The 26,905-nt window shown below is 59.9% G+C and carries 21 protein-coding genes and 3 tRNA genes; 15 read left to right on the top strand and 9 right to left on the bottom strand.

From position 1 onward, the window contains the following. Positions 1–90 precede the first annotated feature (90 nt). Both yhdP and tldD read left to right on the top strand, forming a co-directional pair. The gene (gene yhdP, locus HA46_RS06520; RefSeq protein WP_084883063.1) at positions 91–3,909 is read left to right on the top strand and encodes an AsmA2 domain-containing protein YhdP; all 3,819 of its coding nucleotides are present in this window, start codon (positions 91–93) and stop codon (positions 3,907–3,909) included. Positions 3,910–4,035: 126 nt separating this feature from the next. Then, positions 4,036–5,481 carry a metalloprotease TldD gene (gene tldD / locus HA46_RS06515; RefSeq protein ID WP_033792373.1) on the top strand — a complete coding sequence of 482 codons (1,446 nt, stop codon included), beginning with the start codon at positions 4,036–4,038 and terminating at the stop codon, positions 5,479–5,481. 105 nt (positions 5,482–5,586) lie between these two features. On the opposite strand, the gene aaeR is transcribed toward tldD, so the two are convergent. Next, a complete protein-coding gene (gene aaeR / locus HA46_RS06510; RefSeq protein ID WP_033792372.1) occupies positions 5,587–6,504 on the bottom strand; it encodes an HTH-type transcriptional activator AaeR in 918 nt (305 codons plus the stop codon). A 272-nt stretch (positions 6,505–6,776) separates the two neighbouring features. Here aaeR and aaeX point away from each other — a divergent pair, with 272 nt between their 5' ends. The 5 genes from aaeX to HA46_RS06485 all read left to right on the top strand — a co-directional run bounded on the left by aaeX (position 6,777) and on the right by HA46_RS06485 (position 11,780). After that, the gene (aaeX, locus tag HA46_RS06505) at positions 6,777–6,980 is read left to right on the top strand and encodes a p-hydroxybenzoic acid efflux pump operon protein AaeX (RefSeq protein ID WP_033792371.1); all 204 of its coding nucleotides are present in this window, start codon (positions 6,777–6,779) and stop codon (positions 6,978–6,980) included. Positions 6,981–6,987: 7 nt separating this feature from the next. Continuing rightward, on the top strand, positions 6,988–7,920 hold the full coding sequence (aaeA, locus tag HA46_RS06500) for a p-hydroxybenzoic acid efflux pump subunit AaeA (RefSeq protein ID WP_033792370.1): 933 nt from the start codon (positions 6,988–6,990) through the stop codon (positions 7,918–7,920). Between the two features lie 11 nt (positions 7,921–7,931). Then, complete coding sequence (gene aaeB, locus HA46_RS06495) at positions 7,932–9,887, top strand: p-hydroxybenzoic acid efflux pump subunit AaeB (protein ID WP_084883060.1); 1,956 nt, start codon at positions 7,932–7,934, stop codon at positions 9,885–9,887. A gap of 112 nt (positions 9,888–9,999) precedes the next feature. Then, complete coding sequence (locus tag HA46_RS06490) at positions 10,000–11,460, top strand: NAD-dependent succinate-semialdehyde dehydrogenase (protein WP_084883057.1); 1,461 nt, start codon at positions 10,000–10,002, stop codon at positions 11,458–11,460. A 50-nt stretch (positions 11,461–11,510) separates the two neighbouring features. Further along, positions 11,511–11,780 (top strand): barstar family protein, encoded by a 270-nt coding sequence (locus tag HA46_RS06485; protein WP_033792367.1) that lies wholly within the window; start codon positions 11,511–11,513, stop codon positions 11,778–11,780. 62 nt (positions 11,781–11,842) lie between these two features. On the opposite strand, the gene yhcN (HA46_RS06480) is transcribed toward HA46_RS06485, so the two are convergent. From yhcN (HA46_RS06480) to argR, 4 genes are all read right to left on the bottom strand, one after another. Then, entirely contained in the window at positions 11,843–12,106 is a 264-nt protein-coding gene (yhcN, locus tag HA46_RS06480) for a peroxide/acid stress response protein YhcN (protein WP_033792366.1), read from the bottom strand. Positions 12,107–12,200: 94 nt separating this feature from the next. After that, positions 12,201–12,467, bottom strand: coding sequence for a YdgH/BhsA/McbA-like domain containing protein (locus HA46_RS06475; protein ID WP_033792365.1), 267 nt, complete (start codon positions 12,465–12,467; stop codon positions 12,201–12,203). A 92-nt stretch (positions 12,468–12,559) separates the two neighbouring features. After that, on the bottom strand, positions 12,560–12,823 hold the full coding sequence (gene yhcN, locus HA46_RS06470) for a peroxide/acid stress response protein YhcN (protein ID WP_033792364.1): 264 nt from the start codon (positions 12,821–12,823) through the stop codon (positions 12,560–12,562). A gap of 484 nt (positions 12,824–13,307) precedes the next feature. Next, positions 13,308–13,778, bottom strand: a complete 471-nt coding sequence (gene argR, locus HA46_RS06465) for a transcriptional regulator ArgR (RefSeq protein WP_033792363.1) — start codon at positions 13,776–13,778, stop codon at positions 13,308–13,310. 420 nt (positions 13,779–14,198) lie between these two features. Here argR and mdh point away from each other — a divergent pair, with 420 nt between their 5' ends. Next, complete coding sequence (gene mdh, locus HA46_RS06460; RefSeq protein ID WP_084883054.1) at positions 14,199–15,137, top strand: malate dehydrogenase; 939 nt, start codon at positions 14,199–14,201, stop codon at positions 15,135–15,137. A 115-nt stretch (positions 15,138–15,252) separates the two neighbouring features. On the opposite strand, the gene mscM is transcribed toward mdh, so the two are convergent. The 3 genes from mscM to rsgA all read right to left on the bottom strand — a co-directional run bounded on the left by mscM (position 15,253) and on the right by rsgA (position 20,687). Beyond that, positions 15,253–18,588: a miniconductance mechanosensitive channel MscM gene (gene mscM, locus HA46_RS06455; protein WP_084883051.1), complete on the bottom strand. Its 3,336-nt coding sequence runs from the start codon at positions 18,586–18,588 to the stop codon at positions 15,253–15,255. Between the two features lie 20 nt (positions 18,589–18,608). After that, positions 18,609–19,505: an archaetidylserine decarboxylase gene (gene asd / locus HA46_RS06450; protein WP_033754823.1), complete on the bottom strand. Its 897-nt coding sequence runs from the start codon at positions 19,503–19,505 to the stop codon at positions 18,609–18,611. Positions 19,506–19,643: 138 nt separating this feature from the next. Then, positions 19,644–20,687 carry a small ribosomal subunit biogenesis GTPase RsgA gene (rsgA, locus tag HA46_RS06445; RefSeq protein ID WP_033792360.1) on the bottom strand — a complete coding sequence of 348 codons (1,044 nt, stop codon included), beginning with the start codon at positions 20,685–20,687 and terminating at the stop codon, positions 19,644–19,646. A gap of 102 nt (positions 20,688–20,789) precedes the next feature. Between rsgA and orn the strand changes: the two genes are divergently transcribed. The 4 genes from orn to HA46_RS06425 all read left to right on the top strand — a co-directional run bounded on the left by orn (position 20,790) and on the right by HA46_RS06425 (position 21,774). Next, entirely contained in the window at positions 20,790–21,338 is a 549-nt protein-coding gene (orn, locus tag HA46_RS06440; RefSeq protein WP_033792359.1) for an oligoribonuclease, read from the top strand. Between the two features lie 154 nt (positions 21,339–21,492). Further along, positions 21,493–21,568, top strand: a tRNA-Gly gene (locus HA46_RS06435). Between the two features lie 27 nt (positions 21,569–21,595). Continuing rightward, a tRNA-Gly gene (locus HA46_RS06430) sits at positions 21,596–21,671 on the top strand. Between the two features lie 27 nt (positions 21,672–21,698). Continuing rightward, positions 21,699–21,774, top strand: a tRNA-Gly gene (locus HA46_RS06425). Positions 21,775–22,122: 348 nt separating this feature from the next. On the opposite strand, the gene queG is transcribed toward HA46_RS06425, so the two are convergent. Then, positions 22,123–23,262, bottom strand: coding sequence for a tRNA epoxyqueuosine(34) reductase QueG (gene queG, locus HA46_RS06420; RefSeq protein ID WP_084883048.1), 1,140 nt, complete (start codon positions 23,260–23,262; stop codon positions 22,123–22,125). Between queG and nnr the strand changes: the two genes are divergently transcribed. From nnr to amiB, 3 genes are read left to right on the top strand one after another with little or no spacing between them, the layout of a single operon-like run. Next, on the top strand, positions 23,261–24,775 hold the full coding sequence (gene nnr, locus HA46_RS06415) for a bifunctional ADP-dependent NAD(P)H-hydrate dehydratase/NAD(P)H-hydrate epimerase (protein ID WP_084883045.1): 1,515 nt from the start codon (positions 23,261–23,263) through the stop codon (positions 24,773–24,775). The genes queG and nnr overlap by 2 nt on opposite strands. Before the next feature lie 6 nt (positions 24,776–24,781). Then, positions 24,782–25,246, top strand: a complete 465-nt coding sequence (gene tsaE / locus HA46_RS06410; RefSeq protein WP_084883042.1) for a tRNA (adenosine(37)-N6)-threonylcarbamoyltransferase complex ATPase subunit type 1 TsaE — start codon at positions 24,782–24,784, stop codon at positions 25,244–25,246. Beyond that, on the top strand, positions 25,243–26,886 hold the full coding sequence (amiB, locus tag HA46_RS06405; RefSeq protein ID WP_084883038.1) for an N-acetylmuramoyl-L-alanine amidase AmiB: 1,644 nt from the start codon (positions 25,243–25,245) through the stop codon (positions 26,884–26,886). Before tsaE ends, amiB begins: the two co-directional genes overlap by 4 nt. Positions 26,887–26,905 lie beyond the last annotated feature (19 nt).

Below are 26,905 nucleotides of genomic sequence, written 5' to 3'. Positions count from 1 at the left end.
TTAAAATGCGCATTCATACCGCTGATTGTCTGGCGACGGTTGAGTATGAGAGATAACCATCCGTCCAATACGGAAGACAAGGAGAGGTGTGTGAGGCAGCTGCCGAGGATTATGTTACTGCTGGTCGCGACCGCGATTGTGATCGTGGCGCTGCTGGTCAGCGGGCTGCGTCTGGCGATGCCGCACCTCGACAGCTACCGTAGCGAAATCCTGTCGACGGTATCGCGCGCCAGCGGCGTCAGCGTAACCGCCGACGCGCTGAGCGGCCGCTGGGAAACCTTCGGGCCGACTCTGCAGATCCGCGATCTGCGCGTCGATATGCAGGAGAACGGCAGGCTCGATATCGCGCGCGTCACGCTGGCGCTTGATGTCTGGCAGTCGCTGCTTCACTGGCGTTGGCAGTTTCGCGATCTCACCTTCTGGCAGCTGCGCCTCGACAGCAACCGTCCGCTTTTCTCCAGCGATAAAGAGAAAAACAGCTTCAGGCCTGGCCGCATCAATGAACTTTTCCTGCGTCAGTTCGACCACTTCGACCTGCGCGACAGCTCGATCTTTTTTCGTACCCCTTCCGGCCAGCGCGCAGAGCTGGCGATACCGAAACTCACCTGGCTGAACGAGAAGAATCGCCATCGTGCGGAAGGCGAGGTGAGCCTCTCCAGCTTTACCGGCCAGCACGGCGTGGTGCAAGTGCGGCTCGACTTAAACGATAGCGAAGGCTTACTCAACGACGGTCGCATCTGGATGCAGGCGGACGACGTCGACGTGCGGCCGTGGCTGGGGCGCTGGATGCGCGACAACACGCGGCTCGACAGCGCGCGTTTCAGCCTGGCGGCCTGGGTTAGCCTGCGCGAAGGCGAGCTTTACGCAGGCGATCTGCTGCTGCGCAAGGGCGGCGCGGACTGGCAGAGCGAAGAGGGCGCGCATCATCTGCAGGTCGACGGTCTGACCGCGCATCTCTCGCGCTATCAAAACGGCTGGATGGTCAGCGTGCCGCAGACGCGCCTCAGCACCGACGGCGAGGCATGGCCGGCAGGGCACTTCGCGCTGCTGTGGCGTCCGCAGGATAAACAGCTGCTCGGCCCTGAACATCAGGGCGAAGTGCGTGTCAGGGCGACGCAGCTGGCGCTGAACCGCATCGCGCCGCTGGTACCGCTCTTCGCGCCGCTGTCGCCCTCGCTGTTCGAAAACTGGCGCGCGCTGCAGCCGCAGGGCACCATCGAAGGGCTGGCGCTGGATGTTCCGCTGGAACAGCCGGATCAGACGCGGATGCAGGTCAAATGGCGCGACTTCCGCTGGCAGCCCTGGCAGCTGCTGCCGGGCGTCAGCAACCTGAGCGGCGAGGCGCGCGGCAGTCTGAGCCATGGGCAGGTCAAGGTTGAAATGGGCCGCACCGATGTAGCCTATAGCGCTATGTTCAACGCGCCGCTGGAGATCCACAAGCTGCACGGCTCACTAAGCTGGCTGCGCGACGCGAACGGATTAACGCTCGACGGTCGCGATCTTGATGTGCAGGCGCGATCGCTCTGGGCGCGCGGCGATTTCCGCTATCAGCAAAATCTCGGGCGCGAGCCGCGCCTCGACATTCTCGCCGGCATCCGCGTCACTGATGCGGGAGACGCCTGGCGCTACTTTCCGCAGCCCCTGATGGGCAAGGCGCTAACGCACTATCTGAGCGGCGCTATCAAAGGCGGCCAGGTTGACAACGCTACGCTGCTCTTCGCCGGCAATCCGAAACTGTTCCCCTTCAGTCACAACGACGGCATGTTTCAGGTATGGGTGCCGCTGCGTCACGGAACCTACGCGTTTCAGCCCAACTGGCCTGACGTGACGCAGCTCGATATCGATCTCGACTTTATCAACGACGGGCTTTGGATGCGGGCGCCGCGCTTCAGGCTGGGGGAAGTAGACGTCAGCAATTTTAGCGCGGTCATCCCGGACTATCTGAAAGAGAAACTGCTGATCGACGGCGATATCAGCGGCAACGGCGATCAGATCGCGCGCTATTTCCAGGATACGCCGCTGAAAACATCGCTGGGCGCAGCGCTGGAGCAGCTGGAGATAAAGGGAAAAACTCAGGGGCACCTGAAGCTTGATATTCCGCTCGACGGCGAGCTGGTGCACGCCAGCGGCAACGTCGATCTCAACGGTAACGCTTTGCATATTAAGCCGCTCGACACTACCCTGGAAAACCTCACCGGCCGTTTCCGCTTTAATAACGGCAATCTGGACAGCGATACGCTGCGCGCGAACTGGTTCGGTCAGCCGGTCAGCGTCAGCTTTAGCACCAAAGAGAATCCGCAGGACTTCGGCGTCAACATCCGGCTCGACGGCGACTGGCAGCCGGCGAAGCTGTCGCAGGTGCCCGCGCAGATCGCCAGCCAGCTTAGCGGCCATCTGCCCTGGCAGGGCAAGGTTGACATTACGCTGCCGCATCAGGGCGGAGCGCGCTATGACGTGGAGTTGAAAGGCGATGCGAAAGAAGTAAGCAGTCGCTTACCGGCTCCGCTCAACAAGGCTGGCGGCGAAGCGATGCCCATCGCGGTCAGCGCCAGCGGCGATCTGAAACAGTTCGAACTCAGCGGCAGCGTGGCGAACCGCCATCGCTTCAACAGCCGCTGGCTTCTTGAGCCGCAGCTGCGCGTCGAGCGCGGCGTCTGGCTGAACGATGCGCGCAGCAAACCCGCCTTGCCCGATCGCGCGGGCATGGTATTGAATCTGCCTGCGCTGGATGGGGAAGCCTGGGCCGGACTGATGATGGCGGGCGGTGCCGCTCAGGGCGGCGGCGCGAGCGAAATGGGCGGCGTGGCCCTGCCGGGCGACGTTACCTTGCGCACGCCGTCGGTCACCCTGGCCGGGCAGCAGTGGCATGATATCGACGCGACGCTGGAGCAAGGGGCTAAGGGCAGCAGCAACGTCAGCATCACAGGGCGCGAAATTCGCGGCACGCTGGCGATGGCGCAAAACGCCGCATGGCGCGTCGCCCTCGACTACCTCTATTACAATCCCGAATGGCAAAGCGGCGGCGACAGCAGCGCGGCGCGCCAGCAGCAGCAGGCGAGTAAAATCGATTTTAGCCGTTGGCCCGCGCTGCAGCTGAGCTGCGCCGAATGCTGGCTGCGGGGGCAGAAGTTCGGACGCATTCAGGCGCAGGTCGCGCCGAAAGGTGATACGTTAGCACTTACTAACGGGCTGGTGGATACCGGCAGCTCGCGTCTCAAGGTCGCCGGCGAATGGGTCAACAGCCCCGACGCCCCGCGCACCTCGCTGAAGGGTTCGCTAAGCGGCAGCAATATCAACAACGCCACCAACTGGTTTGGCGTCAATACGCCGCTGCGCGACGCCTCGTTTAAGGTTGATTACGATCTGCACTGGCGCTCGGCGCCGTGGCAGCCTTCGGAAGAGACGCTGAGCGGCACGCTTAAAACCCACTTCGGCAAAGGGCAGATCGCCGACGTCAATACCGGCGCGGCGGGACAGCTGCTGCGCCTGGTGAGCTTCGATGCGCTGCTGCGCAAGCTGCGTCTCGATTTTAACGATACATTTAATAACGACGGCTTCTACTTCGACTCGATCAACGGCACCGCGTGGATTGAAAACGGCGTGATGCGCACCGATAACCTGCTGGTGGATGGCCTTGAAGCGGATATCGCTATGCAGGGCAAGGTCGATTTAGTGAAGCGCAATATCGATATGGAGGCGGTGGTCGCGCCCGAAATCTCCGCTTCGGTCGGCGTAGCGACCGCCTTTGTGATTAACCCGGTCGTGGGCGCGGCGGTCTTCGCAGCGAGTAAGGTGCTGGGCCCGCTGTGGAATAAGATCTCGCTGCTGCGCTATCACATCGACGGCCCGCTGGATAAGCCGCAAATCAATGAAGTGCTGCGCAAACCGCGCGAAGAAGAGAAGAAGTGAATTTGACGCCGCCGGGGAATTGCCGCAGGCTAGTAAAATCTGACGTTATTAGCGCAGGGCCGTCAGGTCCTGACGCACAATGAGTGTCACACCCTCATTATCTGAGCATAAAACGAGCGAGATACGATGACTCTGAACCTGGTAAGTGAGCAGTTGCTAACTGCTAACAATATTAATCAGCAGGACCTGTTTTCCCTGTTAGGGCAGCTTTCAGAACGTCGTCTGGATTATGCCGACCTCTATTTTCAGTCCAGCTTCCATGAATCCTGGGTGCTGGAAGACAAAATTATCAAAGACGGCTCCTGGCATATCGACCAGGGCGTCGGCGTGCGCGCCGTCAGCGGCGAAAAAACCGGTTTCGCCTATGCGGACCAGATTACCCTGAACGCGCTGCGCCAGTCGGCGGAAGCGGCTCGCAGCATCGTGCGCGAGCAGGGTAACGGCAAGGCGCATACCCTTTCCAACGTTATGCATCGCGCGCTCTATCAGCCGCTTAATCCGCTCGACAGCCTGACGCGCGAAGATAAAATCGCCCTGCTGCAGCGCGTGGACAAAGTGGCGCGCGCCGCAGACCCGCGCGTGCAGGAGGTCAACGCCAGCCTGAGCGGCGTTTACGAGCAGGTGCTGGTGGCGGCGACCGACGGCACGCTGGCAACGGACGTGCGTCCGCTGGTGCGCCTCTCCGTCAGCGTGCTGGTAGAGGATAACGGCAAACGCGAACGCGGCGCCAGCGGCGGCGGCGCGCGCGTCGGCTACGAATTCTTCCTCGCCGATGAAAACGGCGACGTGCGCGCCGACGCCTGGGCGAAAGAGGCGGTGCGTATGGCGCTGGTCAATCTTTCCGCCGTCGCCGCGCCGGCGGGCACGCTGCCGGTGGTGCTGGGCGCAGGCTGGCCGGGCGTACTGTTGCACGAAGCGGTCGGCCATGGTCTGGAAGGCGACTTCAACCGCCGCGAGACCTCGGTATTCAGCGGCAAGATGGGCCAGCTGGTGGCGTCCGAGCTCTGCACCGTGGTGGACGACGGCACCCTCGAAGGGCTGCGCGGTTCGCTGGCGGTGGATGACGAAGGCGTGCCGGGCCAGTACAACGTGCTGATCGAAAACGGCGTGCTGAAAGGCTATATGCAAGACAAGCTCAACGCGCGTCTGATGGGCGTCGCGCCGACCGGCAACGGCCGCCGCGAATCCTATGCGCATCTGCCGATGCCGCGCATGACCAACACCTATATGCTCGCGGGCAAATCGACGCCGCAGGAGATTATCGAAAGCGTCGAGTATGGCATCTACGCGCCTAACTTCGGCGGCGGCCAGGTCGACATTACCTCCGGCAAATTTGTCTTCTCGACCTCAGAGGCCTATCTGATTGAGAACGGCAAGGTGACGAAGCCGGTGAAAGGCGCCACGCTGATCGGTTCCGGCATTGAGGCGATGCAGCAAATCTCTATGGTCGGCAACGATCTGGCGCTGGATAAAGGCGTGGGCGTGTGCGGCAAAGAGGGGCAGAGCGTGCCGGTCGGCGTCGGCCAGCCGACGCTGAAGCTGGATAAACTCACCGTCGGCGGCACCGCCTGATCGTCGGCCCTCGCTGACAGCGCGCGCAGGGCTACGCGCCCCGCACGCGCCTCTGGCAAGGATGCCGGACCTGGCGCTTTCAATCGCTGGGCGCGGCGCAGGCCGTTAGCTGGCGCGATGCTGCTGATACTGCTCCGCCACCTGCTGGAAATACTCCGTCAGATAGTCGATGCACACCTGCACCTTCAGCGGCAGCTTATCCTTTTCGGTATAAAGCGCATAAACCGGACGCGGGTCGGACTGATACTGCGGGAAAAGAATATCGATCTCCCCTGCGTTAATCTCCTCAATCACCCACATCATCGGCACATAGGCGATGCCGCAGCCAGCCTTGAGCCAGCGGATCAGCGTCAGCGAATCGTTGGTGACGAAACGGCCCTGGGGCGAGAGACGCGAAACCAGTCCTTCAGGCGCGATCAGCTCGAAATTGTTATCGGGACGCACGCTGTACTCAAGCCAGGCGAAGTTATCGACGTCGGCCGGCTTCTCCGGGGCGCCGTGCTGCTGCAGATAGCTTTTCGCCGCGCACACCACCATCGGCATTGCGCCGAGGCGGCGGGAAAAAAGGCTGGAGTCCTTCAGCGCGCCCACGCGAATCACTAAATCGAGCCCGTCAGCGATCAGATCCGGCGCCGGAATGCCCGCCACCAGATTCACGCTCAGGCCAGGATACTCGCGCAGCATATTGCTGGTCATTTCAGCAAGGACGTTTTGCGCCATGGTAGAGGAGCTGCCGATGCGCAGCGTGCCGACCGGCGTATTATTGAACGCGTAGAGCTGCTCGTGCACCTGCGTGGCCTCAGCCAGCATGCGGCGGCAGCCCTGATAATAAATTCTGCCCGCCTCGGTCAGGCCGATACTGCGCGTGCTGCGGTTCAACAGCTTAACCTGTAGCTCATCTTCCAGTTTCGCCACAATCTGACTGATAGACGAAACGCTGAGGTGAAGCTGGCGTGCGGCGGCGGTAAAAGAACCTAATTCAACCACTTTGGCGAAAATTGACATGCCTTTCAGTCGTTCCATTGTTTACTCTGGTTAAAAAGTGATTTAGCTCACATTCTGTAGAAAACGTATAGTCAGGCGCGTTACTATATGCGCGCCCGGGTATTCCCCGGTGATTCGCTTTTGCCCGGGAAGGGTTAAGCCGACCTGCTGCAAAACGTCTGTTGCCGCCCGATGATACGCTATTATTTACTCAGCAGTGGTTCGGATGCTGTCATCCGCCACCCAGCCGTTGCGGCTTGCAGCCGGGCAGGCTAAGGATCATCCCGGCAAGGTCGTACTAAGGATCCCTGATGAGTGTGCTTCCGGTTTTTGTCGTATTTGGGCTCTCTTTCCCGCCCATCTTCATTGAATTAGTCGTCTCGCTAATGCTGTTCTGGTTGGTGAAACGGCTGCTGACGCCAAGCGGTATCTACGATCTCGTGTGGCATCCGGCGCTTTTTAACACGGCGCTTTACTGCTGTGTGTTTTACCTGGTATCCCGTCTATTCGTCTGAGGTTTAAGTGAAATCGCTAATAAGAAAAATCGCGCGTTACGCGATTACTATCCTGCTGGTTATCATCGCTGTTGTTATCATCTTTCGCGCCTGGGTGTTTTACACCGAGTCGCCATGGACGCGCGACGCCAAATTCGCGGCGGATGTCGTGGCGATTTCGCCGGACGTGACGGGGCTGATTACCGACGTGCCAGTGCATGACAACCAGCTGGTGAAAAAGGGCGATACCCTTTTTGTCGTGGATCGACCGCGCTATCAAAAAGCGCTGGATCAGGCGCAGGCCGACGTCGAGTACTATCAGGCGCTGGTCAGCGAAAAACGTCGTGAGGCGGCGCGCCGCAATCAGCTGGGCACCTCGGCGATGTCGCGCGAAGCGATCGACCAGGCGAACAACGATCTGCAGACCACGGAACATCAGCTGGCGAAATCGATCGCCACGCGCGATCTGGCGAAGATCGATCTGGATCGCACCGCCATCACTGCGCCGTCCGACGGCTGGGTAACCAACCTCAACGTCTATGAAGGCGAGTTCATCACCCGCGGCTCCGTCGCGGTGGCGCTGGTGCAGCAGCACTCTTTCTACGTGCTGGCCTATCTGGAAGAGACCAAGCTGCACGGCGTCGAGCCGGGCTATCGCGCGGAAGTGACGCCGCTGGGCAGCAACGTGGTGCTGCGCGGCACCGTCGACAGCGTCGCCGCTGGCGTCACCAACAGCAGCAGCTCGGTCGACAGCAAAGGCATGGCGACCGTGGACTCCAACCTCGAGTGGGTACGCCTGGCGCAGCGCGTGCCGGTGCGCATTCGTCTCGATCGGCAGCCCGGCAATCGCTTCCCGGCGGGCACCACCGCGACCGTGGTGATTACCGGCCAAAGCGATCGCGCCGATACGCAGGTGTCGCCGATGTCGCGTCTCTTCAATCGCCTGCGTGAGTTTGGTTAAGCGGGGCCGATATGATCGAGTTCCTGCGTTTCCCGATCAAGCTGACCTTCGCGCTGGTGGCGGCGCTGATGATCGGCTTTCATCTTAACCTTGAAACGCCTCGCTGGGCGGTGATGACCGCCGGCATCGTCGCGGGCGGCACCGCTTTCGTCGCCGGCGGCGATCCCTACTCCGGCGCGCTGCGCTATCGCGGCGTGCTGCGTATTATCGGCACCTTCATCGGCTGTATCGCCGCGTTGACCATTATGATCGCCACGGTGCGCGCGCCGGTGGTGATGCTGCTGCTCTGCTGCATATGGGCGGGCGTCTGCGTCTGGCTCTCCTCGCTGATCAAGGTGGAAAACTCCTATGCGCTGGGGCTGGCGGGCTATACCGCGCTGATTATCGTGGTGACCGCCGACGCCAACAATGGCCTGACGCTGGTGCCGCAGTTTGCGGTCGAACGTTGCAGCGAAATTGTGCTCGGCATACTCTGCGCCATTCTGGCGGATATGCTCTTTTCGCCGCGCTCCATTAAAAAGGTCATCGACAGCGAAGTCGATTCGCTGCTGGTGGCGCATTATCGCCTGCTGCAGCTCTGCGTGGCGCATGAAGACAAAGAGGAGGTCGACAAGGCGTGGAGCACGCTGGTGCGCCGTACCTCGGCGCTCGGCACCATGCGCGGCCAGCTGATGATGGAGTCGTCGCGCTGGCAAAACGCCAACCGCCGGCTGCAGATGCTCAACACGCTGTCGCTGACCATGATTACCCAGGCGGCGGAAACCTTCCTCATTCAGAATTCGCGCCCGGAATATATTCCGTCGCAGTATCGTCTGCTGATCGAGAAGAAGGTGGAAAGCGTTGCCGATGTGCATCGGCGCATGAAGGTGATGCGCCGGGTAATTGGCGCCAGCGAAGAGGGCAAGGCGCCAGTGACGCTGGCGAGCTGGGTCGGCGCGGCGACGGAATATCTGCTGCTGCTGAAAGGGATTAAAAGCAACAGCCGCATCACGACGCTGGAAGAGGGCATTCTCGAGCGCGAAATCGTTATCCAGGCGCGCTCCGCTGAAACCCACCACGCGATGATTAACGGCATCCGCACCTTTGTCGCCACGGCCCTCGGCTCGCTGTTCTGGCTCTATACCGGCTGGACCTCCGGCAGCGGCTGTATGGTGATGCTGGCGGTGATCACCGCGCTGGCGATGCGCGTGCCGAATCCGCTGATGATGGCGAAGGATTTTTTCTACGGGATGATTTTTGCGGTGCCGCTGAGCTCGTTCTATTTTATGTACCTGCTGCCCAGCACCCAGCAGAGCGTGCTGCTGCTCTGCATCGCCATCGGCCTGCTCGGCTTCATTAGCGGCATCCTGATACAGCGTCGTCAGCTAGGCACCCTTGGTGCGCTGGCCGGTACTATCAACGTGCTGGTGCTGGATAATCCCATGACCTTCCACCTGAGCGTGTTCATCGACAACGTGCTGGGGCAAATGATCGGCGCTTTCGTCGCTCTGATGGTCATCCTGCTTATTCGCGACAAATCGAAAGCGCGCACCGGACGCAAGCTGCTGAACCGCTTTATGTATGCCGCGGTATCGGCGCTGACCACCAACCAGGCGCGCCGTCGCGAAAACCATCTTCCCGCGCTCTATCAACAGCTGTTTATGCTGCTAAACCTGTTTCCCGGCGATATCGACAAATATCGCATCGCGCTGACGCTGATTATCGGCCATCAGCGGCTGCGCAGTGCGGACGTGCCGGTCAACGCCGACCTGTCGGCCTTCCATCGCCAGCTGCGCGCTACGGCGGATCGCGTGATTTCAGCGCGCAGCGATGAGAAACGGCGCCACTACTTTGAACAGCTGCTGGCGGAGTTTGAGGTCTATCAGCAGAAGCTGGTGCAGTACGATGCGCCGCTCAGCGTCACCGAGCCGGTGAAGCGCCTTGCCGATATGCTCAGCAAATACCAGAACACCCTCATCCAAATCTGAATCTGGCCGCTGCCCGGCGCAGCGGCCGCTCCAGCGCCACGCCTTCCCTAAAACCCTCGCTTTTGCCATCTATACTTTTCTGACAGGAAGAGAAACTGACAGGAGCGACCCCATGACGACCCCACTGCACGACAGCGAGTTTTTTCAGACCGGCTATCTGGCCGATGGCGAATGGCATCGCGCCGCCGCCACCTTTGATGTGTTGAACCCTGCGACCGGCGAAGTGCTGGCCGCCGTGGCGAAGGCGGGCAAAGCCGAAACCGAACAGGCGATCGCCGCCGCCGAGCGCGCTTTTCCCGCCTGGCGCGCGCAGACCGCCAAAGCGCGCTCCGAGATCCTCTATCGCTGGTATCAGCTGATGATAGACAACAAAGCCTGGCTGGCGCAGCTGATGACTGCCGAACAGGGCAAACCTTTGAAAGAGGCGGAAGGCGAGGTGGAATACGCCGCCAGCTTTATTCAGTGGTTCGCCGAGCAGGCGAAGCGCGCTAACGGCGAAATCATTCCGCCGGCCAAACCCGGCTCGCGCATTCTCGCCACGCGCGAGCCGATCGGCGTCGTTGCCGCGATCACGCCGTGGAACTTTCCCATGGCGATGCTGACGCGCAAGCTCGGGCCCGCGCTGGCGGCAGGCTGCACCGGCATTATTAAGCCGGCAAACAACACGCCGCTGAGCGCTTTTGCGCTGCTGGCGCTGGCGAAAAAAGCGGGCGTACCGGACGGCGTGCTTAACGCGGTGGCCGGCGATACCCACGCCATCAGCGATGCGATTATGGCCAGCAAGGCGGTACGCAAAATTTCCTTCACCGGCTCGACTGCGGTTGGCAAAACGCTGGTGCGGAACGCCGCCGACACCATGAAAAAGGTGTCGATGGAGCTGGGGGGCAATGCGCCCTACATCGTTTTTGAGGATGCGGATATCGACGCGGCGGTTAAAGGCGCCATCGCCAATAAATTCCGCAATGCCGGCCAGGTCTGCGTCAGCGTCAACCGCTTCTATATCCACGACGCCGTGTACGACCGTTTTGTTAACCAGCTGGCTGAAGAAGTGAAAAAGCTCAAGGTCGGCAATGGCGTAGAAGAGGGCGTGGTCGTAGGCCCGCTGATCGAAGCTTCCGCGGTGGATAAAGTGGAAGAGCACGTCAAGGACGCGAGGGCAAAAGGCGGACGGATCGTCACCGGCGGCGAACGACATGCGCTGGGCGGCAACTTTTGGCAGCCGACGGTGATCGCCGACGCGCACGAAGAGATGAAGCTGGCACGGGAAGAGACCTTCGGCCCGGTCGCGGCCTGCTTCCGCTTTAGCGACGAGCAGGAGGTTATCCGTCGCGCCAACGACACCGAGTTCGGCCTTGCGGCGTATTTCTATACGCAGAACCTGCAGCGCGTCTTTCGCGTCTCCGCCGCGCTGGAAAGCGGCATGATCGGCATCAACGAATGCGCGGTATCGACCGAGCTGGCGCCGTTTGGCGGCGTAAAAGAGTCGGGGCTGGGGCGCGAAGGTTCGGTGCTCGGCCTGGAGGAGTATCTGGAGGTCAAGGCGCTGCATATCGGCGGTCTGAGCGAAAGCTAACCTTCGGGCGGCCTCGCGCCGCCCGGTGAGGAAGGACAGGAGCCTTCACTATGAAAACCGAGCGTTTCGACTTTGACGAGATCGTCGACCAGTCGCATTTTTTCCGCCAGTTCAGCGAGCGCTTCGCCCTGGACCTTTATCGTATTGGCGATCTGGATGCGTTGTGGGACGTACTCACCGGCGAAGAGCTGCCGATGCCGCTGGAAATTGAATTTATCAATCTGGGAAAGGGGCAGAAACGGCGCTATGGCGCGCTGATCCTGTTATTTGACGAGGCGGAAGAGGAGCTGGAAGGCCAGCTCCGCTTTAATGTCAGGTAACCCAGCAAAAAGGGCCCCGACAAGCGGGGCCAAAGGGTTCGTCAGCAGTCGTTGACGAGGAATTACTTATAGAGTTCAGCAGTGAAGTGGTAGCTGTCGCCGGTGCGCGCTTCGATCACTTTATAGGCGCTGGCGCCTTGTTCATCGGCTTTCTGCGAAAGCTGCGCGCGGTAATCCATCGGCGAGCCCGCGGTACCACTGATTGTCACTGTCCCCGCAGGCTGCATGTTCTGCGCCTGATCGCCGGTAATCAGCTGCGCTGCCTGAGCGCCAAATGCGATTACGGAAAGCAGGCTAGCGGTTGCGATGGTTGTTTTGATTTTCATTTTTCGTCTCCTCATTACAATCAACAACCTGCGGTTGACATCATGATGCGGGTCGTCGATATAGCAGGCGTCGCGTGGGCGCCCGATCGGTTAATTATTTATAGAGCTCAGCCGTGACGTGATAGGTGTCGTCCTGGTTGTTCTCAATGATGCGGTAGTGGCTTGCGCCCTGCGCGTCGGCCTTCTGAGAAAGCGCCTGACGGATATTGGTCTGATCGCCGTCATGACCGCTGATGCTAATGGTCTGGTTCAGCGGCTGCAGCGTTTCGGCCTGTTGATTCGATACCAGACTGGCAGCGCTGGCGCCGAACGACAACGCGGCGGTCAGCGTGGCTAAAGCGATAAGGGATTTGGTTTTCATGGTCTACTCTCCTGAATTCATCGATAAGGCCACCCGATGCGCAATGCGCGCTTCAATAAGGTCGCCCGTCCAACGACGTCTGGCTAGCGCGCTTATTTATACAGCTCGGCGGTAGCGTGGTAGTTGCCGTTGTTATAAGCCTCTATTACGCGGTAGGCGCTGGCGCCTTTCTGTTCTGCCTTCGCGTTCAGCTCTTCTTTGATCTGCATTGGAGAACCGGCCACGCCGCTTACGCTTACTGAGCCGATAGACTGCAGGTTTTGCGCCTGCTGCGCGTTAATGGATTCTGCTGCAGAAGCGCCGAATGACAGAGCAGATAGAATGCTCAGGGTTGCGATAGTAGTTTTAATCTTCATATTTATTTCCTCGTCGTCTGTTTTTGTCTTTTTGTTTGATGTGATTTGCATCACGAAAAGAAGTATAGAACTAATAACGTATGAAATTAATACCCGCCTAATAATGTTTTTTGTGATTCTTTATCCTTATGACTCTTTTTTATTCTTTCTGGTTATAAAAATTGATTAAAAAACATGCATTACGCTGTAAACTCGATTAAAAACAGTGCATTAAGCGACTTTAACTTTTTGTGCGAAAGGATGTGGTGAATGTGGCTGGTTATTGATTTAGATCTGGGTGTTCTCGCTAATCATGTGGTGTAAAGCAGCGTAAAATAGCGCAAAAGGTTAAGCAGGCAGAAGCGTATGGCCATAGACGGTCAGGGCGTCAGTCGGAAATAGAATAAGTTAACGGACTGAATAAGCAGCAAATGACGGGAAATGAGAGGGCTGACGGAACAGGCGAGGCGACCGGCAGCGCCACTGCCGGTCACAAAGAAGCGAGTTAAAGCTCTTGTTCAAACACCGTGAGAAGCGCGCTATGCAGCTTTTTGACCGTAAACGCGCGCGCGGGCGTAATAAATATCGTATCGTCGCCGGCAATGGTCCCAAGAATGCCTTCCGCTTTGCCTAGCGAGTCAAGCAGACGGGCAATCAGCTGCGCTGCGCCAGGACTGGTGCGAATCACGATCAGCGCATCGTTATAGTCGATATCCAGCACCAGATTTTTTAACGGGCTGGTGGTGGTGGGGACACCCAGTTCCGCCGGCAGACAGTAAACCATCTCCATTTTGGCGTTACGCGTGCGTACCGCGCCGAATTTAGTCAGCATACGAGATACCTTCGACTGATTGATATTGTCGAAGCCTTCCTCCTGCAGCGCCTGTACAATCTCGCCTTGAGAGCTGAATTTCTCTTGTTTTAACAAGGCTTTAAACGCTTTAATCAATTCGTCTTGCTTAGATGGGTTTCGCATAAGCTACCAGTAAAGAAAAATGCCGAACGCCCGCCGACGGCAGATACATTATTATGCATATGAATGAATTTTTATGCAATTAGTCGATAAAAAAGGCAGGCGCCGCGGGTTGCGGGCGGCAATGATAACAAAATTTTTTGCGCAGACCAAAATGACGCTAGAGCGAGAAAAGCGAAGGTTGCAGAATTGTTATACAATTGAGGTGTCATATGGATAGCTATCACGGCCGTGCTCTATCTGCCATCGACATCGTTGTCGGTCATTCAGGCGCGTTGTGCTGACAAAGTAGCAACCCAAAAGATTAAGTGCTGTTGCACGCATAATGAACAGTGGGTTTGTCATCGTCTGAGAAGTTGATTCAGGTCTGGACACAGATGGAAATTCGGCTCTACTCTGCCCCACCTTAATAAGGAGTACAGAATGAAAGTTGCCGTTCTTGGCGCTGCTGGCGGAATCGGTCAGGCGCTCGCCCTTCTGTTAAAAACCCAGCTTCCTGCGGGTTCCGAACTCTCGCTCTATGATATCGCGCCGGTGACGCCCGGCGTGGCGGTGGATCTCAGCCATATTCCTACCGCAGTCAAAATCCAGGGCTTTAGCGGCGAAGACGCGACGCCTGCACTGCACGGTGCGGACGTCATCCTGATCTCGGCGGGCGTAGCGCGTAAGCCAGGTATGGATCGCGCCGATCTTTTTAACGTTAACGCAGGCATCGTGCGCAACCTGATCGAGCAGGTTGCGCAAACCGCGCCGAAAGCGCTTATTGGCATTATTACCAACCCGGTCAATACCACGGTGGCAATTGCCGCCGAGGTGCTGAAAAAGCACGGCGTCTATGACAAAAATCGCCTGTTCGGCGTCACTACGCTGGATATTATCCGCGCCAATACCTTTGTTGCCGAACTAAAAGGCAAGCAGCCAGACGAGGTTGAGGTGCCGGTAATCGGCGGCCACTCCGGGGTCACTATTCTGCCGCTGCTGTCGCAGGTGAAAGGCGTAAGTTTTAGCGCCGACGAGGTCGCCAGCCTGACGAATCGTATCCAGAATGCCGGGACGGAAGTGGTCGAAGCCAAAGCGGGTGGCGGATCCGCGACGCTGTCGATGGGACAGGCCGCGGCGCGATTCGGCCTCTCCCTGGTGCGCGCGCTTCAGGGAGAGGCGAACGTGGTGGAGTGCGCTTACGCAGAGGGCGACGGCCAGTACGCCCGCTTCTTCTCGCAGCCGCTGCTGCTGGGCAAGAACGGCATCGCCGAGCGACGTGCTATCGGCGCGCTGAGCGATTTTGAACAGCAGGCGTTAAACGGCATGCTGGAGACGCTGAAAAAAGATATCGCGCAGGGCGAGGAGTTCGTGAAGCAGTAAGCGCTGCGTTCAGACTCTTTTCACCGCTGACGAGGCCCGACTTAACGGGCCTCTGCAGCATGCGAACCGCTTTCCACTTCCCTTCATTACGCGCCTTTACCCCTTCACCGCCGCGCTACAGACCGCCAGACTTAAAGGTGCGCGCTGCCGGCGCGCCGTTGCTGGCTGGCGTCTTCTTGCCCAGCGTCTCCATACGCACCTGGAAAGGCGGGAAGGGCATTTCGATACCGTGCTCGGCAAAGCCTTTCAGAATCAGCTGATGCAGCTCGTGACGCAGCGGCATGCGGTGGCCCATCTCTGCCGCGTGAATACGCAGCTCAAACAGCTGAATGCCCTGCTGCAGATCGACCAGGAAGACATCCGGCGCCGGCACGTCCAGCACATAGCTGCAGCGTTCGCATGCCTGCCTCAGCACCGTCGTCACCTCTTCGCTGTCCACATGCGCGGGCGCAGGAATCGTCAGCACCACGCGCGTCACCGAGTCGGAAAGCGACCAGTTGACGAACTGCTCGGTAATAAAGGCCTTGTTCGGTACGATAATCTCTTTGCGGTCCCAGTCGATAATGGTGGTGGCGCGCGTATTGATGCGCGTAATGCTGCCGGTCAAATCGCGGATGGTGACGGTATCGCCGATACGGATCGGCTTTTCGAACAGGATAATCAGGCCGGAAATAAAGTTGGCGAAAATCTCCTGCAGGCCAAAACCGAGTCCTACACCGAGCGCGGCGACCAGCCACTGCAGCTTCGACCACTCGATGCCGATCATCGAGAAGCCGATCAGGCCGCCGACCAGCATCAGCACATATTTGGTCAGCGTGGTAATGGCGTAACCGGTGCCGGGCGTCAGATTAAGGTGCTGCAGCAGCGCCAGCTCCAGCAGCGCAGGCATATTGCGCACCAGCTGGGTGGTGATAATCAACACCAGAATCGCAATCAGCACCGAGCCCAGCGTAATAGGCTGAATGCTCTCAACGCCCTGTACCGTGGTGCTGACGTCCCACAGTCGAATATTCTCGAGAAAGCCGAAGGCGGAATGAATCTCCGACCAGAGCACGATCACCGACACCAGCGCAATCAGGGTAAGGATCGAGCGCACCAGCCGCAGCGACTGCGCGCTGATGGCGTCGAGGTCGATAATCGGCTCATCTACCTCGACCTCGCCGTTTTGCGCGGCGGATTCTTTCTCGTCTTCGTGACGCGCGCGGTTGGCCAGCATATCGGCACGGCGCTGACGCGCGCGGTCAAAGGCGATGCGCCGACGCTGGATCAGCATCCAGCGACGGATAATGTGGTAGATCACCAGCAGCAGGAACCAGATGGCGACAGAGGTCTCCAGCCGCGCCAGCAGCGCCTGCGCGGTCGCCAGGTAGCCGATCATCGAGGCGAGGGCGGCCGCCAGCGGAATGGCGATCATCAGGTTCCACAGCACGCGGTTCACCAGATTCTCACCGTTGCCCTCTTTATCCAGATAGAGCGGGATGCCGGCGCGCTTCAGGCTCACGGTAACGATCGACAGCGCGCCGCAGATCAGAATAAAGCAGAGTCGACCAAGCGAAGCGGAAAACTGGCGATCCTCCATATTGGCGAAGGCGATCAGCAGCATAATCAGCGGGACGATCAGGCCGATGGTCAGCGAGTAGTAGCGTGTCGCGCGCGCTACGCGGGTTTGCGGCCAGCGAAAATGCACGACAAACAGGCCGTTCGGCCGGGCGAACGCGGCGCTGATCATAAAGGCCCACAGCAGCGGCAGCGTCGCCGTAATGCCGTCGCCGAACGCCACCGCGATAGGGTAGGGCCAGGCGTGCTGCAGCCCATAGCCGAGCGCCGCCCAGAGCACCGGCAGCGGCAGCGCCACCAGAATCGACCAGAAAACGGTGCGCACCGTCAGACGAAAGCGATCCTGCGTCACTTTGCCTACCTTGCTCGCCGAGCGCGCCAGAAAGGCGTTGAAGTGACGGCGCGTTCTGAGGCTGAAGCCGACCAGCAGCACCGCGCCGATCAAGGGCAGCACGGTCTCGCGGCTGGTGACCATCATCGCCAGCGCTTTGCCTAACTGGCCCAGGGTATCGAGCGACAGCAGGCGCGACAGATCCCGCGCCACTTCCACCGGATAGTTCAGGCCGATCGGGCTGATGTCCGCCGTCCAGAACAGGTAGCGGTGGGTGGCGTCTTTCACGTCGGTCAGCGCATCCTGCAGCTGGGTGTTGGCGACCTTGAGCTTGGTAATCTCAAGGATCAGCGTATCGCAGCCGGAGATCAGCGAATTAAGCAGCTCGCGCTGGGTTTTTAGCTGCGCGTCCAGAATACGACGCTGTTCGGCGCTGAAGGGCTTTCCGTCGGGCTGATGCGCTTTGCGCAGCGTCTCCTGCTGCTGCAGCAGATCCTCGTAGCGCAGGCGCTGCACGCGCAGCTGCGCCATTTCGTTGTCGATCTGCTGCGACTTGGGCATATCAGGCAGGCGCGCCACCTGCGCGCGCAGCGCTTCGCCCAGCAGATTGGAGGCGCCGAGCCACTGTGACTGTTCGCGCAGGGTGCCCAGCGCCTGACGCACCTGGATAATCTGATTGGTCGCCAGCCGCTGCTGAGAGGCCACCAGATCCATACGCTGCGCCTGCTGGTTCAGTGCGGCGGAAAGGTCGCGGTTAACGCGGAACTGATCGCTGATAACGGGCGGCAGGTCGCCGCTGTTTTCCGCCAGCTGCTCGGTACGCGCCAGCGCCAGTTCCGCCTCGCGCTGGCGCTGTTCGTTTAACTGATTGCGCAGCGCCTGCAGATAGTTGTCGAGCTGCGCCGCTTTGCGCTGATGCAGATCGGCGCGCATGCGCGCCAGCTCCTGACGATTATTGGCGGAGAGCTGCGCCAGCTCCAGCTCGTCCACGCGCGCTTTATTGACCGCGTTTTCCGCCTGGCGCGCCCACAGCTGCGCCTGACTCTGCGGCGACGCGGCGGCGGAGCCGCTCTGAACGCGACGATCGCTCTCGGTCATCGCGCGACGCGCGTCGGTTTGCTGCTGAGGAAGCTGCGACAGCGAGTCGCTGATCTCGCGTGCGCGGTCCTGCTCCTGCTGCGCCTGGCGGCCCTCTTCCAGCAGCTGGCTGCTGACCTGCAGGATTTCCTGATCGAGCTGAGCGCTGCTCATGCTGCTGGTGCTGCGCACGCTTTTGCTGCCGTCGTCTAGCGAGGTGATTTGCTGGCGCAGCTCGCGCGCGAGGCGGGGGAAGTCGTCGATGACCTGCTGATACTGCTTTGCGCGCTCCAGCGACGCATCGCGTTCGGAAAGATAGTTAAGGGCAGCCTCAAGAGACTGCACCTGCTCCGCCTGCGCGGGAGAGCTTTTTGCCGCTTTCGCCTCGTCCAGCGCCTGTTTAAGTTGGCTGGCGTCCGGCATGGTGGCCGCCAGCGCTGAGGTGCTGAGCCAGAGGCTCAGCAGCAGGATGAGAAACGATCGCACAGCAAAAACACTCTCAGCGGTTAGTCGGCGATAACGTCGACGGGGTCGGTCTGCGGCAGCGCGATAGCCAGCGGTTGGCCGAGGCGAGTCTTGCTTTCGGCTTCCAGGCTTTCTGCCAGCTTCACGCGTCCCGGCGCGAACAGATTGATCACGGTGGATCCGAGCTTAAAGCGGCCCATCTCCTGGCCTTTCAGCAGCACAACGGCGCCTTCGCTATCCGCAGCCGGATAGTGCCAGCGTTTGATCACGCCTTCGCGCGGCGGCGTAATGGTGCCGGCCCAGCTGGTTTCGATGCTGCCGACGATAGTGGCGCCCACGAGGATCTGCACCATCGGACCGATATCGGTATCGAAATAGCAGATAACGCGTTCGTTGCGCGCGAACAAATTCGGGATATTGCGCGCCGTCAGCGGGTTGACCGAGTAGAGATCGCCCGGCACGTAGATCATCTCGCGCAGGATGCCGTTGCACGGCATATGCACGCGGTGGTAGTCGCGCGGCGCAAGGTAAGTGGTGACGAAATGGCCGTCGCGGAACTGCGCCGCCATCGCTTCCTGACCCGCCAGAAGCGCGTCGAGCGTATAGTGATGGCCTTTCGCCTGGAAAATCTGGTCGCCTTCGATGCGGCCCAGCTGGCTGATGGCGCCGTCGGCGGGCAGCACGATCAGGTTGGCGTCGGGATCGACCGGACGCGCGTCATCTTTCAACGGGCGAACAAAGAAGTCGTTAAAGGTGCGATAGCTGGCGGTATCGGACTTTCGCGCTTCCGACATATCCACTTTGTAGAACCAGACGAAGATATCAATCACCAGTTTGGTCAACCAGCCGCCACGACGGCTGGCACCCCAACCGGCAAGTTCCGTTAACCATTTTTTCGGCAGTACATGATTCAGGCCGAGTTTTACACGATCAAACACCTTAGCCTCCTGGCTTTGTTTCGCGTCAATCAAAAAGGGGGCGAATCATATCAGCGCCCCGGTCAGATGGCGAATTTCCCCGTGATCCCTTCCGTTACAGAGGCGATGCAGGGTCAATGCCGCGGTAAGCAGCGAGCATCACTCGCTGGAGGAGAAATTCTTGCGCGTTTTCACCTGCGCCATACTCTCCAGAATACGGTGATAGTTGTCGAAGCGTGAAATGTCTATCTGGCCCGCTTCGACGGCGGCGCGAATAGCGCAGCCGGGATCGCTGCCGTGCTTACAGTCGCGGAACTTACAACCGCCGAGAAATTCACGAAATTCGACAAATCCGCGGGTAATTTGTTCCGGCTCAAGATGCCATAAGCCGAACTCGCGCACCCCCGGCGAATCGATCACGTCGCCGCCGTGAGGAAAGTGGTACAGGCGCGACGCGGTGGTGGTGTGCTGGCCCAGCCCGGAAACGTCAGAGACGTCGTTAGTGACGATGGCAGTTTCCACCGCCGCGTCCAGGCCGAGCAGGGCGTTCAGCAGGCTCGACTTGCCGACGCCGGACTGTCCGGCGAAGATGCTGATGCGATCGGTCAGGGCCGCTTCGAGATCCGCCAGGCCCGCTTTGGCATGACTGGAGACCATCAGCACGCGATAGCCGATACGGCGATAAATATCCATCTGCTGGTCAACGAAGGCGCGCGCCTTGTCATCCAGCAGGTCGGTCTTGTTCAGCACCAGCAGCGGTTCGATGCCCAGGGTTTCGCTCGCCACCAGATAGCGGTCGATAATATTAAGCGACAGCTCAGGCAAAATCGCCGAAACGATAATGATCTGGTCGATATTGGCGGCGATCGGCTTCAGCCCGTCGTAATAGTCGGGACGCGTCAGCACGCTGCTGCGTTCGTGCACCGCTTCGACGATGCCTTTGCCGCCGCCGAGCGCCGGGCGCCAGACGACGCGGTCGCCGGTCACCAGCGAACGGATAGTGCGGCGCAGGTTGCAGCGATGCACCTCGCCCGCGCGGTCTTCGACGTCTGCGTGCATGCCGAAACGGCTGATCACGACGCCTTCCGCCGCTTCACCGAACAGATTGTCGTCAGCTTCCGGCGCATCGCGCTGGCTCAGACGACGCTGATGGTTAGCGCTGACGCGACGTTGTTGACCTTTCGACAGTTTATTTTTGCTCACGCATCCTCTCAGGCTTTCGTCAGACTTCGCCCGGTTGGGCAAAACGTCTATGATACACCTTATTCACTCTTGATGACGACTACGGCTACGGCGGGAAAAAGCATGGCGACAGGAAATGAAAATAATCTGATTTGGATCGATCTGGAGATGACCGGACTGGATCCGGAGCGCGACCGCATTATCGAGATTGCCACGCTGGTGACCGACGCGAATCTCAATATTCTGGCGGAAGGGCCGGTAATGGCGGTGCATCAGTCCGACGCCCAGCTGGCGCTGATGGACGACTGGAACGTGCGCACCCATACCGCGAGCGGGCTGGTGGAGCGCGTAAAAGCCAGCGAGTTCGACGATCGCCGCGCCGAACTGGCGACCATTGAATTCCTTAAGCAGTGGGTGCCTGCTAACAGCTCGCCGATTTGCGGCAACAGCATTGGCCAGGATCGCCGTTTTCTTTTCAAATACATGCCAGAGCTGGAAGCCTACTTCCACTATCGCTATCTCGACGTCAGCACCTTAAAAGAGCTGGCGCGTCGCTGGAAGCCGGAAATTCTGCCAGGCTTCAAAAAGGCGGGCACGCATCAGGCGCTGGATGATATTCGCGAATCGGTCGCCGAGCTGGCATACTATCGCGAGCACTTTTTGCAGCTTTAGCCTTAAAAGGTGCGCAGGAAAACAGCAGGTTGCTGCTTTAATCGGCAAACGAATCGAAAGCGCAAAATTTTGCTTTTAGACTCTTGCAGCAGCAGCAATTTCTCGTATAATGCGCACCCCGTACCGATGAAGAATTTATACGACGGTACAAGGCGCGGGAATAGCTCAGTTGGTAGAGCACGACCTTGCCAAGGTCGGGGTCGCGAGTTCGAGTCTCGTTTCCCGCTCCAAAATTTGATTAGCAGTACCTTTCCTAAGCGGGAATAGCTCAGTTGGTAGAGCACGACCTTGCCAAGGTCGGGGTCGCGAGTTCGAGTCTCGTTTCCCGCTCCAAAATTTGTTTAGCAGTACCTTTCCAGTGCGGGAATAGCTCAGTTGGTAGAGCACGACCTTGCCAAGGTCGGGGTCGCGAGTTCGAGTCTCGTTTCCCGCTCCAAATTTTACATCACTAAAAATCATTCGCTTAGTTGGGCCGTTGGCGATCGCCGCGTCACGCTGCGCTTATCAGGTTATCCACAGCACCTCAGCCGAGTTTCACCGCTGCTCAGGGCGATCTGTAAAACTATTTTAAACAGAGTTATCCACAACTTTCTCTCTGTCTCCGCATGCTATCCACATTCTTATTTGTACACATTATTCGCTTAACTACTTGAATTGACAGGTGGTGAAGGTATTTCATTTTGTTAAAACCTTCTCTGATGCGCTCTGTGTCAGTTGAATGACAACAGCTTTTTATTTTTATACACAGCTTGTGGAAAAGTGGCTGGCGATCGCCGCTGGTCAATCATGCGTCACGCGGCAAACCCTTCTCTATCGCGCGTACTAGCCGTTTTTGCTGCGCGGGCTGCACGTCAATCGTCAGCGCCTGCCGTTTTTCCTGCTGCTGAAGCAGCGCCCATTCAATATGTTCGTCAAGCAGCGGGTTTTCGCCCAGCCGCCTCTCCAGCACGCCCGCGATTTCAGCGCGCCAGGGCGCATTGCCTAGCGCCACGGCGATATTGCGCAGCCAGCGCAGATGGCCGATGCGGCGTATCGCCGAGCCTTCCGTCACGCGTAAAAAGGTTTTCTCATCCCACTGGAACAGCGTCATTAGCTCCGGCGCATGCAGGGCGGCGCGAGGCGAGAAGTCCGTTTCGTCGCTGAGTTGCCCATAGCGATTCCAGGGGCAGATCAGCTGACAGTCGTCGCAGCCGTAAATGCGGTTGCCCATCAGCGGGCGTAGCGCTTCCGGAATGGCGCCCTCAAGCTCAATGGTGAGATAGGAGATGCAGCGGCGCGCATCCACCACATAGGGTTCGACGATGGCGTTGGTCGGACAGATGGTCATGCAGGCGACGCAGCGGCCGCACTGCTCTTCCTGCGGCGCGTCGATCGGCAGCGGCAGATCGATCAGCAGCTCGCCGAGGAAAAACCATGAGCCCGCCTCGCGGTTCAGGATCAGGGAGTGTTTACCGGTCCAGCCGAGGCCCGCTTTGGCCGCCAGCGGTCGTTCCAGCAGCGGCGCAGAATCCACAAAGGGGCGGAAATTGAGCTCGCCGCACTTTTCCTGAATCATTTCTCCAAGCTTTTTCAGGCGATTGCGCAATACTTTGTGGTAATCGCGTCCCAGAGCGTAGCGGCTGACATAGCCGAGCTGCGGGTTTTTCAGCGTGCTGGCAAAGGCGGCTTTGGCCGGAAGATAGTTCATGCGTACGCTGATAACGCGCAGCGTGCCGGGCAGCAGTTCATGCGGACGCGCGCGCATCATGCCGTGGCGCGCCATCCACTCCATTTCGCCGTGATACTGTTTGTCCAGCCACGCCTGCAGGCGCGGCTCTTCCGCGCTGAGATCGGTGTCGGTGATGCCGACCTGCTGGAAGCCGAGATCCTTGCCCCATTGTTTAATCTGTTGAGCAAGCTGATGAAGATCGAGAGGGTATGACATGAGTAACCAGGAATCGAAAGCGAACGGTCGCAGTTTACCATATTCCGTCTGGCCTGCGCAGGCTCTGCCTCAGCTGGAGCGCGACGGCGCCGACGCGCTGGGCATTACGCTTTATGAGCTGATGCAGCGCGCCGGGCAGGCGGCGTTCGAGCTGGCGCGCGCGCAGTGGCCGCAAGCGCGCAGCTGGCTGATTCTCTGCGGGCATGGCAATAACGGCGGCGACGGCTACGTTACGGCACGACTGGCGCAGGCGGCGGGCTATGCGGTCACGCTGCTGGCGTGCGACGGCGATAAACCGTTGCCCGACGAGGCGCAGCGCGCGCGCGCGGCCTGGCTGGAAGCGGGCGGCGAGATCCATGCCGCTGACGCCCTCTGGCCGGAGCAGGTCGATCTGATCGTCGACGCGCTGCTGGGCACAGGCATCAGCCGCGCGCCCGCCGAACCTTACCTCAGCCTGATTAAACAGGCGAACGGCCATGCCGCGCCGGTGCTGGCCATCGATATGCCGTCGGGGCTGTCGGCGGCGACCGGCTGTGCGCCGGGCGAGGCGATCGTTGCGACGCAGACGCTGAGCGTTGTCGCGCTGAAGCCCGGCCAGATCACCGGCAAAGCGCGCGACCTTATCGGCGAGCTGCGCTATGCCGATCTCGGCCTGGGCGCTTTTCTCGCCGGTGAAAACGCGCCGATGGCGCGCTACGACGCCACCTCGCTTTCGCGCTGGCTGAAGCCGCGCAAGCCTACCTCGCACAAGGGCAACCACGGCCGCCTGCTGGTGGTGGGCGGCGACACCGGCACCGCCGGCGCGATTCGCATGACCGCCGAAGCAGCGCTGCGTGCCGGATCGGGTCTGGTGCGCGTCCTGACGCATCGCGATAATATTGCGCCGGTACTGACGGCGCGTCCGGAAATCATGGTGGACGAGCTGACCGACGCCAGCCTGCAAAGCGGACTGGCGTGGGCGGACGTAATCGCTATCGGTCCGGGCCTGGGGCAACGGGAATGGGGACAGAATGCGCTGAAAGCGGTCGCCGCCAGTGAAAAGCCGATGCTTTGGGACGCTGATGCGCTTAACCTGCTGGCAATCAATGCGGAGAAACGTCAGAATCGCATCATTACGCCGCACCCAGGCGAAGCGGCGCGACTGCTGGGCATTAAGACCAGCGAAGTCGAGAGCGATCGCCTGCTCGCCGTGCAAAAACTCGCGGCGCGCTATGGCGGGGTCGCGGTGTTGAAAGGCGCCGGCACCCTTATCGCCAGCGAGCAGGGCGACATGGCCTTCGCTGACGTCGGCAACGCCGGCATGGCCTCCGGCGGCATGGGCGACGTATTAAGTGGTATTATCGCCTCGACGATGGGGCAGCAGCTGGCGCTGTTCGACGCGGCCTGCGCAGGCTGCGTGGCGCACGGCGCGGCGGCGGACGCAGTGGCGGCGCGGCGCGGAACGCGCGGCATGTTGGCAACAGATTTATTCGAGCTGCTTTGGCAGTTTGTTAATCCAGAGATGACCCAATAATAAAGCATGAAGACCTGTGTTATTTCCTTGCCCGATGAGGCGGCGACCCTCGATCTGGGCGCTAAGCTGGCCCGCGCCTGTACCGGCGCGGCGGTAATCTATCTTTATGGCGATCTGGGCGCGGGCAAAACGACCTTCAGCCGTGGATTTTTGCAGGCGCTTGGCCATCAGGGCAACGTCAAAAGCCCGACCTACACGCTGGTAGAGCCATACCAGCTCGACGCGCGCGCGCTCTATCACTTCGATCTCTATCGACTGGCCGATCCGGAAGAGCTGGAGTTCATGGGGATCCGCGACTATTTCACCGGCGAGGCTATTTGCCTGGTAGAGTGGCCGCAGCAGGGCGCGGGCGTCTTGCCGCCGCCCGATCTGGCACTAACGCTAAGGTACGTCGGTGCCGCACGCGAGGCGCGCCTTGAGGCGCACTCCGCGCTGGGCGAATTGCTGACAGAGCAGGTGGCGCAGGCATGATCGCACGGATGAAAAGCGCGCTGCTGCTAATACTCTGTCTGGCGACGGTGCCCGCGCTGGCGGCCAGCCTCTCCGATATCAAAGTCGAAAACGGCGACAGCAAGGCGACGGTAACTCTGAGCTTCGCCGGACAGCCGGTGTACGGCTTCTTTCCGCTGCGCAACCCGGATCGCGTAGTGCTGGATATTCGTCAGAGCGGCGTGATTCAGGGGCTGCCGCTTAACTTCAGCGGCGAAAATATCGTCAGGCGCATTCGCACCAGCACGCCCAAGGATAAGCAGAGCATTCGGCTGGTGTTCGAGCTGACGCAGGCGGGCAAAACCCGCGCGGTGACCCAGCGCAACGGCAGCAGCTACAACGTGGTGTTCACTATTCAGGGCAAACAGCCCGTCAGCCGCGCCGCGCCGGTGTCGACCGCGACCACGACGACCCCGAGCCGACCCGCCGTGAACCCGTTCAACGCTAACCAGGTAACGGCGGTCAGCAATACCAACACCACCACGCGTCCAGGCAATGCGCTACCCACTAGCAACGATACGGTGATTGTGGCGATCGACGCCGGCCACGGCGGCCAGGATCCCGGCGCCACCGGCCAGCGCGGACTGCATGAAAAGAACGTCACCATCGCCATCGCGCGCAAGCTGAAGGTGCTGCTGAACAAGGATCCGATGTTTAAAGGCGTGTTGACGCGCGACGGCGACTACTTTATTTCGGTGATGGGCCGTTCTGAAGTGGCGCGTAAAGAGAACGCCAACCTGTTGGTTTCCATTCACGCCGACTCGGCGCCGAGCCACAGCGCCACCGGCGCGTCGGTATGGGTGCTGTCGAACCGTCGCGCCAATAGCGAAATGGCGAACTGGCTGGAGCAGCGCGAGAAACAGTCCGAGCTGCTGGGCGGGGCAGGAGATTTGCTGGCGAACAGCCAGGCCGATCCCTACCTGAGCCAGGCGGTGCTGGATCTGCAGTTTGGCCATTCGCAGCGCGTCGGTTATGACGTGGCGATGAAAGTGCTGCAGCAGCTGCGCGGCGTTTCGCCGCTGCATAAGCGTTTGCCGGAGCACGCCAGCCTCGGCGTGCTGCGTTCGCCGGATATCCCCTCGCTGTTAGTGGAAACCGGCTTCATCAGTAATGCCTCGGAGGAGCGACTGCTCGGCAGTAGCGCTTACCAGGATAAAATTGCGATGGCTATCTACAAAGGCCTGCGCAATTATTTCCTGGCGCACCCGCTGCAATCGCTCCCAAAGGAGGAAAACCGTCCGCTCGGCTCATCGCCGACGGTGAGCGTCGCCAGTAATCCGGCGACCGGCGCCACGCAGTATACCGGCGCGGTGCAGCGTCATACTGTTACCCGCGGCGAAACGCTCTCCGGCATCGCCGCGAAATATGGCGTCAGCATGGGGACGCTGCGCGACATGAACCGGCTGAAGCGCGATGTGGTTTGGGTCGGACAGCGCCTGAAGGTGCCAGCCAGCAATACGGTAGCCGCGCGCGGCCCGGCGCGTCATAAAGTGGTGCGGGGCGACTCGCTGACGGCTATCGCCGCGCATTATGGCGTCAGTCCGCAGGCGATCATCCAGGCGAACAATATGAAGTCCTCAAACGTGATGTTGGGGCAAACCCTGAAAATACCCGCCTCCTGACGGCCAGCCCGGCCAGGCG

The sequence above is a fragment of the Pantoea septica genome, assembly GCF_002095575.1.
Lineage (GTDB): Bacteria > Pseudomonadota > Gammaproteobacteria > Enterobacterales > Enterobacteriaceae > Pantoea > Pantoea septica.
Note: the sequence above shows the minus strand (reverse complement) of the source record. Positions and strands in the feature narration are given on the sequence as shown.

Bases quoted from the DNA above. Each gene is read 5' to 3' on its own strand.
- tldD (WP_033792373.1), top strand. From the start codon at position 4,036: ATGACTCTGAACCTGGTAAGTGAGCAGTTGCTAACTGCTAACAATATT.
- aaeR (WP_033792372.1), bottom strand. From the start codon at position 6,504: ATGGAACGACTGAAAGGCATGTCAATTTTCGCCAAAGTGGTTGAATTA.
- aaeX (WP_033792371.1), top strand. From the start codon at position 6,777: ATGAGTGTGCTTCCGGTTTTTGTCGTATTTGGGCTCTCTTTCCCGCCC.
- aaeB (WP_084883060.1), top strand. From the start codon at position 7,932: ATGATCGAGTTCCTGCGTTTCCCGATCAAGCTGACCTTCGCGCTGGTG.
- HA46_RS06490 (WP_084883057.1), top strand. From the start codon at position 10,000: ATGACGACCCCACTGCACGACAGCGAGTTTTTTCAGACCGGCTATCTG.
- HA46_RS06485 (WP_033792367.1), top strand. From the start codon at position 11,511: ATGAAAACCGAGCGTTTCGACTTTGACGAGATCGTCGACCAGTCGCAT.
- yhcN (WP_033792366.1), bottom strand. From the start codon at position 12,106: ATGAAAATCAAAACAACCATCGCAACCGCTAGCCTGCTTTCCGTAATC.
- HA46_RS06475 (WP_033792365.1), bottom strand. From the start codon at position 12,467: ATGAAAACCAAATCCCTTATCGCTTTAGCCACGCTGACCGCCGCGTTG.
- yhcN (WP_033792364.1), bottom strand. From the start codon at position 12,823: ATGAAGATTAAAACTACTATCGCAACCCTGAGCATTCTATCTGCTCTG.
- argR (WP_033792363.1), bottom strand. From the start codon at position 13,778: ATGCGAAACCCATCTAAGCAAGACGAATTGATTAAAGCGTTTAAAGCC.
- mdh (WP_084883054.1), top strand. From the start codon at position 14,199: ATGAAAGTTGCCGTTCTTGGCGCTGCTGGCGGAATCGGTCAGGCGCTC.
- orn (WP_033792359.1), top strand. From the start codon at position 20,790: ATGGCGACAGGAAATGAAAATAATCTGATTTGGATCGATCTGGAGATG.
- nnr (WP_084883045.1), top strand. From the start codon at position 23,261: ATGAGTAACCAGGAATCGAAAGCGAACGGTCGCAGTTTACCATATTCC.
- queG (WP_084883048.1), bottom strand. From the start codon at position 23,262: ATGTCATACCCTCTCGATCTTCATCAGCTTGCTCAACAGATTAAACAA.
- tsaE (WP_084883042.1), top strand. From the start codon at position 24,782: ATGAAGACCTGTGTTATTTCCTTGCCCGATGAGGCGGCGACCCTCGAT.
- amiB (WP_084883038.1), top strand. From the start codon at position 25,243: ATGATCGCACGGATGAAAAGCGCGCTGCTGCTAATACTCTGTCTGGCG.